Raw genomic sequence first — 12,732 nt, 5'->3', positions numbered from 1 at the left:
CACCTGGATGCGTTGCCAGGTTAAAAACAGCGCTGATGATCACCGTTCAGGAGAGAACCTGTGGCTGATAGCCTATCCCTCGTTGCCGTACCCGATTTTACCGCCGCCATGACCAGCGGCAAGACCTTTCAATTGCTGGGCCGTCCAGCCAAGGCCAGCGTGCTGTTCTTTTACCCGAAAGACAACACGCCGGGCTGCACCACGGAAAACATCGCGTTTCGTGACGCCTACGACAAATTTACCGCCGCCAATGTGGACATCTACGGCATCAGCCGCGATTCCCTGCGCTCGCATGAAAGCTTCAAGGCCAAGCTGGAGCTGCCGTTCGAGCTGATTTCCGATCCCGACGAGGCCATGTGCCTGCAATTCAATGTCATGAAGATGAAACAGATGTATGGCAAGACCGTGCGCGGCGTCGAGCGCAGCACGTTTGTGATTGACGCTGAGGGCCGAATAGTGAAAGAATGGCGAGGCGTGAAGGTCGCAACTCACGTGGAAGAAGTGCTGGAATTCGTGGCGCGTCTGAACTGATGCGCATGTCGGGTTTGCAGCAAGCGTCGTCCAACCTATCGTTCAGTTCACAGCAGCTATCGCCATTTTGAGTCAACGAAGCGCCTCACTCCACTCCGCCAGCCGGGCCCAGCGCCCGCTGATGGATCTCCTTACCGGCTCAGCAAGCCGGCCAGTCGGCAGTCATATCGTCCTGTTCCATTGTTGTTCCCGCATCCACCCCATGCTGTGCCGCCATGATTTGGCTGCCCGTGGGAGATTCATTCCAGAAATTTTTTGATTGAGATCCTGATGCCACTGCCAAAATTACCGAGCAAGCCAGCCACCATCCTGGCCACCCAAGATTACCCAACCGCAGGCGCAGCGCGCCCGGCCACCAAAACCCCGGCAGCCAAGAAAGTGGCTGCACCGATTATTGAAGCGGCGATCGCCGAAGTTGCAAAACCGGTCCGCAATGCGGCCACCAAGATCAAGCAAGTGGCGGCACTGATGGTCGCCAAGCCTGCACCTGCACCTGTCGCGGCACCGGCGCCGGTCGCCGCTGCACCAGCGCCAGCGGCCAAGGCCAAGCCTGCCGCCAAAGCCAAGGCACCGGCCAAGGTGGCCGAAGCGCCAGTGGCGAAAGTCACGCCGATCAAGTCCGTCAAACAGGCCGAGCAAGCCCATCCGGCCAAGCACAAGCCGGTCGAAGTCCAGCTCAAATCGTCGGCCAGCCGCGCCGCCGACCAGCGTGGCGTATCGAAACTGTTCGTGCTCGACACCAATGTGCTGATGCACGACCCTTCGTCGCTGTTCCGCTTCGAAGAGCACGATGTCTACCTGCCGATGATGACATTGGAAGAGCTGGACAACCACAAGAAGGGCATGACGGAAGTCGCGCGCAACGCCCGCCAGGTGTCGCGCACGCTCGACGCGCTGATCAGCAATACCGACGACGACGCGATCGAGCACGGCATTGCGCTGTCCAAGCTGGGCAACAAGGACGCCAAGGGCCGATTGTTCTTCCAGACGCGTCTGCAAAGCGCCGACCTGCCAGCCGGCCTGCCGGTCGGCAAGGCCGACAACCAGATCCTGGCCGTCGTGCGTTCGCTCGAATCGGAACAGGAGGGCCGCCCGGTGGTGCTGGTGTCGAAGGACATCAACATGCGCATCAAGGCGCGCGCGCTGGGCCTGCCGGCCGAAGACTACTTCAACGACCATGTGCTGGAAGACACGGACTTGCTGTACTCGGGCATCGTGCAACTGCCGGACGACTTCTGGAACAAGCACGGCAAGGACATGGAATCCTGGCAGGAAAGCAAGAACGGCTACAGCTCGACGTTCTACCGCGTCACCGGCCCGTTCATCCCGTCGCTGCTGGTGAACCAGTTCATCTACCTGGAACCGAAAAACGGCGAAACGCCGTTCTACGGCCAGGTAAAACAGATCAACGGCAAGACGGCCGTGCTGCAGACGCTGCGCGACTTCAGCCACACCAAGAACAACGTATGGGGCGTGACGGCGCGCAACCGCGAGCAGAACTTCGCGCTGAATTTGCTGATGAATCCGGAATGCGACTTCGTCACCCTGCTGGGCCAGGCCGGTACCGGCAAGACCCTGCTGGCCCTGGCCGCCGGTCTCGCGCAAGTGCTGGAAACCAAGCTCTACAACGAAATCATCGTCACCCGCGTGACGGTGCCGGTCGGCGAAGACATCGGTTTCCTGCCGGGTACGGAAGAAGAGAAGATGTCGCCATGGATGGGCGCCTTCGACGACAACCTGGAAGTGCTGAACAAGTCCGACTCGGATGGCGGCGAATGGGGCCGTGCGGCAACGCAAGACCTGATCCGCTCGCGCATCAAGATCAAGTCGCTCAACTTCATGCGCGGCCGCACTTTTGTGAACAAATTCCTGATCATCGATGAAGCGCAGAATCTGACGCCGAAACAGGTCAAGACCCTGGTCACGCGCGCCGGTCCCGGCACGAAGATCCTGTGCCTGGGCAATATCGCCCAGATCGACACGCCGTACCTGACCGAAGGTTCGAGCGGCCTGACCTATGTGGTCGACCGCTTCAAGGGCTGGTCGCACAGCGGCCACGTGACCCTGGCGCGCGGCGAGCGTTCGCGCCTGGCCGATCACGCCAGCGAAGTGTTGTAATTTTTTACCGGGCAGCGCCAGCTGCCGCAGTATTGAAAAGCCCCGGCCGCAGCGATGCGGGCGGGGCTTTTTTACGTGCAGCTGTCGCGCCGGTTCACTCCCAGACGATTTCCAGCGGCTCGCCCGGCACCAGTTCCGCTTCCTTGCCGGACAGCGGATACTCACGGTGTCCCAGCAGCACCCGGGTGACCAAGACCTTGTAGCTGCCGTCATGCAGGAAATGCACGACAAAGTAGTTGGCATGCGCGGCGTCATAACGGGGCACGGGCACGACCTTGACCACATGGATGTCCTGGCCATCTTTTACCGTGTACATGATGACCGTGACCGTCATGCCCGGCTGCCATTGCCTGGGGACCGACACGGAACCCATCATGCTGCCGCCGCCCCCGCCCGGATCGAGATAACCTGCTTCATCCCACGAGCCGTCCGCCAGCCGTACGACATAGCCGCCGATCCCATGCTCGGTATGGTTATAGCCGACCAGGCTCAAAAGCTTGGTCCGCTCGCCACAGCCAGCGCCGAGACAGCATAAAACGATCGCCAGCAACGCCACAACGCATCTGTTCGTGCACTTCATGCTCTGTTCTCCCTGTCACGCCAGCCATGCCGCATTTTTTCCGCACAAGATTGCCCATATTACAAGGTTTCAGGCGGAACGCGGTTTCTGCAGGCGACATGCTCTAATACGGTTCACCAACTTTCCCCCTGCCGCAATGCACCCAGCCTTCCAGTTCCTGCTCGCCACCTTTGTCTTCATGCTGCTCCATGTGTCTGCGATGGCGCTGTGCGCCCGCGCCTTCGGCATCACGATACGCCGCATTGCCTATGGCGTGGGGCCGGCCCTGTTTTCGGTTGGCAGGGCGCAGATCAGGTTGCTGCCGTTTGCCGGCAGCGTGGTGCTGAAGGACACGCGTGAAGAAGACATTTACGACGACGATCGTGGCAACGATATTTATAACGAGCGGCCGCTGTGGCAACAGCTCGCCGTGCCGCTCAGTGGCGTGGTGGTGCCCTTGATCCTGGCGCTGGGCTTGCTGGGCGCGCAGGGATGGGATAGTTTTACGGACGCGTTTGCGCAGATTATCGCGGGCGCGCTGGCGCCTTTGAACACGGCGCAACTGCTGCTGGCCGATGGCGAGGTGTTTGCCCGTTCGCACGGCTTTGCACTGGTGGCTGCCCTTGTCAGTGTGAAACTGTGTGCGTTCAACCTGCTGCCGTTTGGCGGCCTGAGCGGCGGCCAGGTGCTGCTGGCGCTGGCGCGCGGCGGCAAACCCTATGTGGCGTGGGAAGAGACGGTGGCGAAATGGCTGCTGCTGCCGGGGCTGGGGGTAGCGCTGGCGTGGCTGGTGGCGTTCGGGGTGTATTGCTGGCGTCATTCAATCGGGTAGCTGAGACCCAAAACGGAAGGCTGGGATACGACCCGGCGGGTCGGACCCCGGCATGCCACAACTTAAAAATTGACTTTCAGGCTCAGCTGCGCTTCGCGTTCGGCGCCGCGAAAGATGCCGCCGAAGTATTTTTTGTCGAATACGTTGCCCACGTTCAGCGCCAGCCGGTAGCGTGCCGTTTCATACGCGACCGCCAGGTCGGCCAACGTATAAGGATCGTTCATGTAAAGGGCGTTGGCGGCGCCGTTGTAGGGCGCGCTGCCACGGTAGCGCAGGCCGGCGGCCAGCATCAGGCCGGGCACGACATTGGGGCGGTAGTCGAGCCACAGGCTGGCCGCATGGCGCGTGGTCTGGATGGTCTGGCGGCCGAGCTCCCAGGCACGGTTGCTTTTCGTGGTGCGCGGGTCGAGGTAGGTGTAGCCGGCCAGCACATTGAGTTCATTGACGGGTTTGAAGGTCGCTTCCAGCTCCACCCCGGTGGAACGCACTTCGCCGGTCTGTATCGAGGCGCGCGGGTGTTCCGGGTCCTGCGTGGTGACATTGGTTTGCGTCAGGTCGAACAGCGACGCCGTCAGCAAGGTGCTGCTGCCGGGCGGCTGGTATTTCACGCCCAGTTCCACCTGCTTGCCCTTGCGCGGCTGGAAAGCCTTGCCATAAAAATCGCTGCCGGTGGCAGGATCGAAAGAGGTGGCATAACTGGCATACGGCGCCACGCCATTGTCGAACAGGTACAAGAGGCCGGTGCTGCCGGTGGTGGCGCTGTCGCTGATGCGCGTGGTGGTGGTGGCCGCCTGCGAACTGCTCGCGCGGTCGTGGCGCAGGCTGAGATTGGCGACCCACTGTTGCAGCTTGAACTGGTTCAAGGTGTAGATGCCGGTCTGCCTCAGCTGCTTGTGGTTGTACTCGAGTTCTGGCGCGGCAATGGCCTGGCCATACACGGGCGCGTAGATATCGAGATTCGGTACGTCCCAGCCAAAGCCCAGGCCGTCATTTTCCTTGTATTTCAGATAGTCGACACCCAGCACCACGCGGTGCTCCACTGCACCCCAGCGAAAGTCCTGCTGCGCGCGGCTGTCGACCGTGAAGGTCTTGCCATCGACTTTTTCCGCCAGGTTGGCGCGCGTGGCGGTGCGGCCGTCGGCCAGCAGGTCCATCGCGTAGATATGCTGGTAATCGACCTTGATGGTCGAGTAGCGCAGGTTCTGCGTCAGGCGCCAGCCGCTGTCCATCGCATGCTCGAACATATAGCCGAGCGCGCGCGTATCGCGGTTGAAGTAATCGAACGACGGGTCGCCCGCCGTGCGGCTGACGGGCAAGTCCTTGATTTGCGGATAGACGAACAGGCTGGGCCACCATGATTTCGGCGTACCGCGCTCCTGCGACCAGGTACCGAGCAGGGTCAGGCTGCTGCGGCCAGACATGGCCCAGCGCAACGAGGGCGAGAGCGACAGGCGGTCGTTCTGCGAGCCGACCAGGCGATCGTCGGCGTTGCGCCCGCTGACGATCACGCGGTACAGCAGATCGTCATTGGCGCCCAGCGCGCCGCCCAGGTCGGCATTCGCCTGGTAATTGCTGTAGCGGCCGGCCGATACGCCCACCGTATTGACATGATCGCGCCCGGGCAGCTTGGAAGTGACATTGATCATGCCGCCAGGGCGCCCCTGGCCATAGAACACGGACGCCGGCCCCTTGACCACTTCCACGCTCTCGACCTCTTCCATCTCGGCATTCCAGGAGCCATAGCTGCCGGCCGACAGCAGCTTCAGCCCATCCTGGTAGTACGAACTGCCGTCGCTGAAACCGCGGATGGTAGCGCCCGACATGCGCACGTCGGTGCCGGCCACGTCGGTCATCACGCCGGCCGTGTAGGCCAGCGACTGCTCGATGTTTTTCGGCGCCTGCGCCTTGAGCTGCTCGTGCGTGACCACCGACACGGCGCGCGGCGTCTCGATCAGCGGCGTGCCGATCTTGGTGGCGGCCACGCTGACCGGCGCATAGCCGCGCGCGACGGTCGCCGCCTCGCCATCCTGCACGGCCGTGACGGAAATGAGCGGCATCACGGCGTCGGGCGCCTTGGCTGCGACGGCAGCGGCGGCGCGCAGCACATAGCTGCCCGGCGCCAGTTCCACCGCCTGCAACCCGGTGCCCGCCAGCAAGGCGGCCAGCGCCGCCTGCGGCGTGTACTGGCCCTGCAGCCCGGCTGTCGTCTTGCTGCTGGCCTGATCCGGCGTATAACTGAGCAGGACATTCGCCGCGCTGGCCAGGCTGCGCAGCGCCGGCGCCAATGGTCCGGCGGGGATGCTGTAGGCAAGGCGCGCTCCCTGCTGGTTGCTGGCCGGCTGCGCCTGCGCGTACGCATCGGCTGGTGCGCCCGCATACAGCGCCAGGCTGCAGACGGCCAGTGAAACGGCCTGGACTAGCGGTTTGGATTTTAATTTTAAAGAAGAACGATGCTGCTGATTGCCGGCTGACATGTGATGCCTTTCAAAGTGCGTGCCAAAGAGGGTGTCTATCAAGCAGGTGCCTTGAAAATGCGGATCGGTCAGGTTTTGTTGAAAATAAATGATAATCTCATCACGGCCATGCATGCCGTGGCCTCTCACTTTTCCCGGAGCTGCTGTTGATTTCACCTCGTTTGTCGCGTCTTTGGACCTGGCTGTGCGCACTGTGCCTGATGGCGATGACGCTGGCGCACGCGGCCACGCCGCTTCCCATCTTGCAATCGCATGTAAACGACTACGCCGGCGTGCTGGCCGCACGCGGCCCGGCCATCGACGCGACACTGAAAACCTTCGAGACGCAAAGCGGCCACCAGGTATTCGTGCTGACGGTCGACCGCCTGCCTGCGGACACCTCGATCGACGCCTATGCCGTGGCGGTATTCGAACAATGGCAGCCGGGCCGCAAGGGGCGTGACGATGGCGCGCTGCTGGTGATCGCCACCGGCGACCGGAAGATGCGCATCGAAACCGGTTATGGACTGGAAGACAAACTGACGGATCTGCACAGCGCGCGCATCGTGCGCGAGGTGATCGCGCCGCGTTTCCAACAAGGCGATATCGAGGGCGGCGTGGCCGATGGCGTCGACGCCATGCTGGCTGTCATTTCGGGCCAGCCGGCCGCCGCGCCGCTGGCTGGCGCCAAGGTCGCGAACAAGGAAATCTCGGGCGCCGCCAAATGGATCGTGCTGGGCCTGTTCGGTTTCCTGCTGCTGTTTGCGCTCGGCATGTCGCTGTTTGCGGGCGTGTTCGGCCTGCTGGCCAGCGTGATCGTCGCGGTGTCGGTGGTACTGCTGTTCGCCAGCGACTGGCGCGGCTGGATCATTGCGGGCACGGTGGTGCTGGCGTGGCTGCTGCTGCGCTGGTGGATGGTGGCGAACAATGTGCGCAAATATCACTTGCCGAAGGCGCGCAGTCAAACACTGGCGTGGCTCGGGGTCTATCTGTTTTCGCTGGGGTTTGCGCGTGGCGGGCCGCAAAAGAAGCGGGAGCGCAATGACCGGCGCAGCGGTGGTGGAACGTCGGGCGGCGGTTCGTCGGGCGGCAGCGGCACCTCCGGCGGCGGCGGGCGCTCGGGCGGAGGTGGCGCGTCGGGATCGTGGTAAGGCCGGCAGGCCCCACCACCATGCGGCGCAGGGTTATCCCACCAGCACCAATTTACGGTTGACGAACTCCATGATGCCCAGGTCCGACAGTTCGCGGCCATAGCCGGAATGCTTGACGCCGCCAAATGGCAGGTCCGGCGCCGTGATCGCCGGCGAGTTGATAAAGACCATGCCCGTCTCGATCTGGCTGGCCAGTTTCTTGGCGCGCGCGATATCGGTGGTGATGATGGTGCCGCCCAGACCGAACGGCGAGTCGTTGGCCAGCGTGATCGCCTCGTTCTCGTCTTTCACACGGAAGATCATGGCGACGGGCGCGAAGAACTCCTGGTAGTAGACGGGATTGTCGGGTGTCACATCGGTCAGGATGGTCGGCTCCATGAAGTAACCGGTGCGGTCAACTTGCTTGCCGCCCAGCAGCACTTTCGCGCCGCCTTCGACCGCCTGGCCCACCTGTTTCACGGCCAGCTTCAGTGCCGCTTCGCTCGACAATGGCGCCAGCGTGGTGGCCGCGTCCATCGGGTCGCCCGCCTGCAACTTGGCCAGTTCGGCCTGGAAGCGTTCGACAAAGGTGTCGGCGATGCTGTCGGCCAGAATAAAACGTTTCGAGCCGTCGCAGACCTGGCCCGAATTCTGGATGCGGCCGATCACGGCCAGTTTCACCGCCAGGTCCATGTCGGCGTCGCCCAGCACGATGAAGGCGTCGCTGCCGCCCAGTTCCATCGTGGTCTTTTTCAAGGCCTTGCCTGCGGTGGCGGCAACCGATGCGCCGGCCCGTTCACTGCCGGTCAGCGCCACGCCCTGCACGCGCGGGTCGGCAATCGCCGTGGCCACCTGCTCGCTGGAGAAAAAGGCATTGGTGTAGGCGCCGGCCGGCGCGCCCGCATCGGCAAACAGTTTTTCAAACGCCAGCGCGCATTGCGGCACGTTCGACGCGTGTTTCACGACCAGCGTATTGCCGGCCATCAAGTTCGGGCCGGCCACGCGGGCCAGCTGGTAATACGGGAAGTTCCACGGCTCGACGCAGAAGATCACGCCCAGCGGCGCAATTTCCACGCTGGCCTCGCCGCGCTTGACGTCGAGTTGCTTGGGCGCCAAAAACTGTTCGGCGTTGTCGGCGTAGTAGTCGAGGATTTTCACGCACAGCGACACTTCCTGCTGCGCTTCCTTGAACAGCTTGCCCATTTCCAGCGTGATCAGCTTGGCGAAATCGTCGCGCTGCTCTTTTAACAGGCTGGCCGCTTTCTTGACCACGGCCTTGCGCTCGGCGAAGCTGCGCTGGCGCCAGTCGCTCTCGAAGGTGGTGGCGGCCTGGGCCAGGATGGTTTCCATTTGCGCGTCGCTGTGCGGCGTGAAGGTTTGTTCGATCTGTTCGCTGTACGGATTCGTGGTCTGATAGCTCATCTGTTTTCCTTTGTCATGACGCCCCGCGATTGCATGGGTAGCTTTTCAGTATGCGCCGGTAAGGCAAACGCTACCGTTCGGGGACGTACATAGTGGCGGCCTCAAATATTTGCCCAAAAGCAGCACTGGACGTATGCTGCTTGTTTTAAATGCATGGGAGCGCCATCATTCTTGCCTACCCCGCCCTGCTGGTCATCCGCGCTTACCAGCGCTACCTGTCGCCGCTGAAAGGCTATGCGTGCGCCTTCCGCGTGCTGACCGGACGCGACAGCTGTTCCGCCTATGGCTATCGCGCGATCGAACGGTTCGGCCTGCTGCGCGGAATGGCATTGCTACGGCGCCGCACGCGTGCCTGCAGCCGGCATTACCAGGCACATCAGGCGGCGGCATCCGCCATGCGATACCGCGCCGCCCGCCATCAGGCGCAGGCCGGCTATTGCGACTGCGACCTGCCATCGGCGGATTGTGCGAACTGCGCCTGTGATGCAAGCGAGCTGCTCGATTGCTGCGACTGGCCGCGCAAAAAGAAAAAATCAGCTTGATTATGATATTTATGAAATATACATTCATAAAATGAATAACTGCCATCGCCATTCTGAATTGGCGGCCCGCAAACTGGCGGCCTATACTCCTGCCCTCTCCCCTACATTGCCACCCATGAACACCCATTCCGGTCCGCACGCCTTGCGGGCTTGTTGTTCGCAGCACTTGTCTCCTTTCTCCACCAGCTTCGGGAGCATGCCATGATCGTGCGCGAACGCCCTTCGGCGCTAAGGCTGTTCCTTATCGTGCGCGGTTCCATCCTGCCGCGCATCCGCGTCACCCTGATCGTCAACACCCTGATCGCCACCCTCGTCACCTGGTGCCACGGCACGCTGTTCGACCACAAGGTGATCCTCACCACCATCCCGTTTACCCTGATCGGCCTGCCGTTGGCGATCTTCCTCGGCTTTCGCAATACAGCCGCCTATGACCGCTACTGGGAAGGGCGCAAGCTGTGGGGCGAACTGGTGCTGCGTAGCCGCAACTTTTCGCGCCAGTGCCAGAGCATGATCCAGAGCGACACGGTGGCGCACGCAAAACTTGGGCTGGACGACGTACGCGTGCGCATGGTCTGCCGCACCATCGCCTTTTGCCATGCGCTGCGCCACCAGTTGCGCGATTCAAAGTGCGCGTCTGATTTGCAGCCGCTGCTGCGGCCCGGCGAATGGGAGCTGGCCTGCAAGTCGTCGAACCCGTCCGACTACCTGATGCAGCAGATGGGCCATGACCTGGCCACCTGCGTGCGCGAACAACGCATCGACACCATCCTGGCCGCGCAGCTCGACAATTCGATCTCGGCCATGGTGGGCGCCGGCGCCTCGTGCGAACGCATCCGCGGCACGCCGATTCCGTTTTCGTACTCGCTGCTGCTGCACCGCACGGCCTATCTGTATTGCTTCCTGCTGCCGTTCGGCCTGGTCGACTCGCTCGGTTTCATGACGCCGTTCGTGGTGGCCATCGTCGCCTACACCTTCTTTGGCCTGGACGCGCTCGGCGACGAGATCGAAGAGCCGTTCGGCGAAGACGCCAACGACCTGCCGCTGTCGGCCATCTGCCGCACGATTGAAATCAACCTGCGCGAGTCGCTGCAGGACGAGCAGGTGCCGCCGCCGATGCAGCCGGAAAACTTCATGTTGACCTGATCGGCACCAGGCGCCGCACGGCAGGTGCGCCGCTTGACCTTCCCATGGCAGCAAGGCTTATAGTGGCCATGTTAACCATTCAGGAGGAATCGCCATGTACCAGTTACAAGTTGAAAACATGACCTGCGGCCATTGCGTCAGCGCCGTCACCAAGGCCGTGCAGTCGGTCGACCCGCAGGCACAAGTGCAGATCGAGCTGGAAGAGAAAAGCGTCAAGGTCGGCACCGACAAGGCGCTGGAAGCCATCAGCGCGGCCATCGTGGAAGCCGGTTATCCGGTCACCAAATCCGCATCGGTCGGATAGGTCAAGGGCCGTAATCCGACAACAGCCACAGAAGCCACAACTCACCCATCCAGCTCCGGATAATGCCGGAAGATCCCTTCCTCGCTGAACGGCAATCGCCTTTTGGACTTGAGGTAACGGGCAATATTGGGCCGCGCCGCCACGCTGTCATGCAGGTCGGACAGCGCCTGGTAGCGTGGTGCCAGCCGTTCCATGGCCTGCGGAAAGGCATAGCGCAGGCCGGCCATCATCTGGAACAGCGACAGGTCGCCATACGTCAGTTTGGCGCCGACCAGAAAGCCGCCCCGGCTGCCGTTATTGGCCAGCACCTGGGTGAAATAATCGAGGAATTTCGGCAGGCGCGTTGCACGGAAATCTGCCGAACGCAAGGCGGCGGCGGCCGCCTGGTCTTCATAATACTGGCCCATCGCCAAGGGATGATGCGTGTCGTGCACTTCCGTCAGCCAGTCGGCCATGGTCAGCTGCAACTGGTTCAGCCAAAGCCGGCCGGCCTCGGCGCGCGGCGCCAGGCCCAGCTGCTTGCCCAGATAAAACAAAATATTCGGCGTCTGGGCCAGCAGCAGCTCGCCATGGCCCAGCACCGGCGGCGCATACGCCACTTGCGGCGTGGCATCGCCATCGAGGCAGGCCAGCAGCGCGCTCATGCCCTGCCGCTTGCCCTTGCGCTCGGGCAGGCGCGCCACGTCCTGGTAGTCGGCGCCCGCTTCTTCCAGCGCCAGGCGGACGAATTCGCCGCGGCCCTGGATGGTGGGCCAGTAATACAGCAGATACGGTGCGCTCATGGATGACCTCTCTAGGGTGGCACAACACAATCAATCAAGGCTCAGCAGGTAGGCCGCCATGTCACGCGCATCGTCGGCGCCCACGCCCAGCTTCGGCATGGCCGTCTGCGGTTTCACGGACTGCGGATCGCGTATCCACTGCTGCAGATGGGCATCCGTATTGGCCAGGCGCCCGGCCAGGTAGCGCCGTTGCGCCAGCTTGTCCAGGGGCGGCCCCACGAACACTTCCGAGCCGGTGATGCCGGGGATCATGTGGCAGGCCCGGCAGGCGAATTGCGTCAGCGCGACCTTGCCCCGTTCGATGCTGGTGGCCGGATTCGGCGCACGGCCATGCGTGGTCTGCGGCTGGTGGTTCAACGGCGCCGTTGCGCTGGCCAATTGTGCATAGTCCTGCGCCGAGATCGCCGGCAGCTGGCCCAGGAACGCCACCACCGCCCACAGTTGCTCTTCATCCAGATGATGGCCCCAGGCCGGCATGCCGCTCATCTTGATGCCGTGCCGCGTGATCCAGTACAGCTCGTTCTTGCGCCAGCGCCTGGCCGCGTCGACCAGCGGCCCCGGGATCGGCTGCATGCTCTGGCCGATGGCTTCCTGCGCCACGCCCGGTGCGCCATGGCACTGCGCGCAATGCTGGCGGTACAGGCCGGCACCGGCTACCAGTTGCTCTTTGGCAGCACCAGCGGCCAGGGGCTCGGGCACCTTCACCTCGCTGGCATGGTGGCGCACCGATTCGTGCATGCCCTGCTCCAGCACGCTGTACACGGGTTGCCAGTGCTGCTTGGTGGCGCCGATGTTGTACCAGCCGCTTTTCAGCACGAACACGCCGGCCAGCGCACCTGCGGCGCCGCACGCCAGCAGGGTGGCGGCGATGGTGCGAACGATGGTCGCGCGGCGCGTAGGCATCAGGGCGGCTCCT

Annotated in this window: 12 protein-coding genes; 7 read left to right on the top strand and 5 right to left on the bottom strand. The window is 62.8% G+C overall.

Features of this window, described 5'->3' with window-relative positions:
- The first annotated feature begins 108 nt into the window (after positions 1 to 108).
- Positions 109 to 531, top strand: a complete 423-nt coding sequence (locus tag Q8L25_RS12810) for a peroxiredoxin (protein ID WP_374694303.1) — start codon at positions 109 to 111, stop codon at positions 529 to 531.
- A 270-nt stretch (positions 532 to 801) separates the two neighbouring features.
- Positions 802 to 2,649 carry a PhoH family protein gene (locus tag Q8L25_RS12805; protein WP_308925185.1) on the top strand — a complete coding sequence of 616 codons (1,848 nt, stop codon included), beginning with the start codon at positions 802 to 804 and terminating at the stop codon, positions 2,647 to 2,649.
- A gap of 94 nt (positions 2,650 to 2,743) precedes the next feature.
- Here the strand turns inward: Q8L25_RS12805 and Q8L25_RS12800 are convergent, their stop codons facing one another.
- Entirely contained in the window at positions 2,744 to 3,142 is a 399-nt protein-coding gene (locus Q8L25_RS12800; RefSeq protein WP_308925184.1) for a DUF3304 domain-containing protein, read from the bottom strand.
- 223 nt (positions 3,143 to 3,365) lie between these two features.
- Between Q8L25_RS12800 and Q8L25_RS12795 the strand changes: the two genes are divergently transcribed.
- Positions 3,366 to 4,040 (top strand): site-2 protease family protein, encoded by a 675-nt coding sequence (locus tag Q8L25_RS12795; protein WP_308925183.1) that lies wholly within the window; start codon positions 3,366 to 3,368, stop codon positions 4,038 to 4,040.
- A gap of 62 nt (positions 4,041 to 4,102) precedes the next feature.
- On the opposite strand, the gene Q8L25_RS12790 is transcribed toward Q8L25_RS12795, so the two are convergent.
- Positions 4,103 to 6,514 carry a TonB-dependent siderophore receptor gene (locus Q8L25_RS12790; RefSeq protein WP_308925182.1) on the bottom strand — a complete coding sequence of 804 codons (2,412 nt, stop codon included), beginning with the start codon at positions 6,512 to 6,514 and terminating at the stop codon, positions 4,103 to 4,105.
- Positions 6,515 to 6,660: 146 nt separating this feature from the next.
- Here Q8L25_RS12790 and Q8L25_RS12785 point away from each other — a divergent pair, with 146 nt between their 5' ends.
- Complete coding sequence (locus tag Q8L25_RS12785; RefSeq protein WP_308925181.1) at positions 6,661 to 7,644, top strand: TPM domain-containing protein; 984 nt, start codon at positions 6,661 to 6,663, stop codon at positions 7,642 to 7,644.
- Between the two features lie 33 nt (positions 7,645 to 7,677).
- Here the strand turns inward: Q8L25_RS12785 and Q8L25_RS12780 are convergent, their stop codons facing one another.
- Positions 7,678 to 9,045, bottom strand: coding sequence for an NAD-dependent succinate-semialdehyde dehydrogenase (locus Q8L25_RS12780; protein ID WP_308925180.1), 1,368 nt, complete (start codon positions 9,043 to 9,045; stop codon positions 7,678 to 7,680).
- A gap of 149 nt (positions 9,046 to 9,194) precedes the next feature.
- Here Q8L25_RS12780 and yidD point away from each other — a divergent pair, with 149 nt between their 5' ends.
- The 3 genes from yidD (at position 9,195) to Q8L25_RS12765 (ending at position 11,034) form a co-directional block, all read left to right on the top strand.
- A complete protein-coding gene (gene yidD / locus Q8L25_RS12775; RefSeq protein WP_308925179.1) occupies positions 9,195 to 9,587 on the top strand; it encodes a membrane protein insertion efficiency factor YidD in 393 nt (130 codons plus the stop codon).
- A gap of 201 nt (positions 9,588 to 9,788) precedes the next feature.
- Positions 9,789 to 10,730, top strand: a complete 942-nt coding sequence (locus tag Q8L25_RS12770) for a bestrophin family protein (protein ID WP_308925178.1) — start codon at positions 9,789 to 9,791, stop codon at positions 10,728 to 10,730.
- 94 nt (positions 10,731 to 10,824) lie between these two features.
- Positions 10,825 to 11,034 (top strand): heavy-metal-associated domain-containing protein, encoded by a 210-nt coding sequence (locus tag Q8L25_RS12765; RefSeq protein ID WP_308925177.1) that lies wholly within the window; start codon positions 10,825 to 10,827, stop codon positions 11,032 to 11,034.
- 41 nt (positions 11,035 to 11,075) lie between these two features.
- Here the strand turns inward: Q8L25_RS12765 and Q8L25_RS12760 are convergent, their stop codons facing one another.
- Positions 11,076 to 11,816: a glutathione S-transferase family protein gene (locus Q8L25_RS12760; protein WP_308925176.1), complete on the bottom strand. Its 741-nt coding sequence runs from the start codon at positions 11,814 to 11,816 to the stop codon at positions 11,076 to 11,078.
- 30 nt (positions 11,817 to 11,846) lie between these two features.
- Positions 11,847 to 12,719, bottom strand: a complete 873-nt coding sequence (locus Q8L25_RS12755) for a c-type cytochrome (protein WP_308925175.1) — start codon at positions 12,717 to 12,719, stop codon at positions 11,847 to 11,849.
- Between the last annotated feature and the right edge of the window lie 13 nt (positions 12,720 to 12,732).

The sequence above is a fragment of the Janthinobacterium sp. J1-1 genome (genome assembly GCF_030944405.1).
Classification (GTDB): Bacteria; Pseudomonadota; Gammaproteobacteria; order Burkholderiales; family Burkholderiaceae_D; genus Janthinobacterium.
The sequence above is the reverse complement of the archived record's forward strand: the minus strand, read 5'-3'. Positions and strand labels throughout refer to the sequence as shown.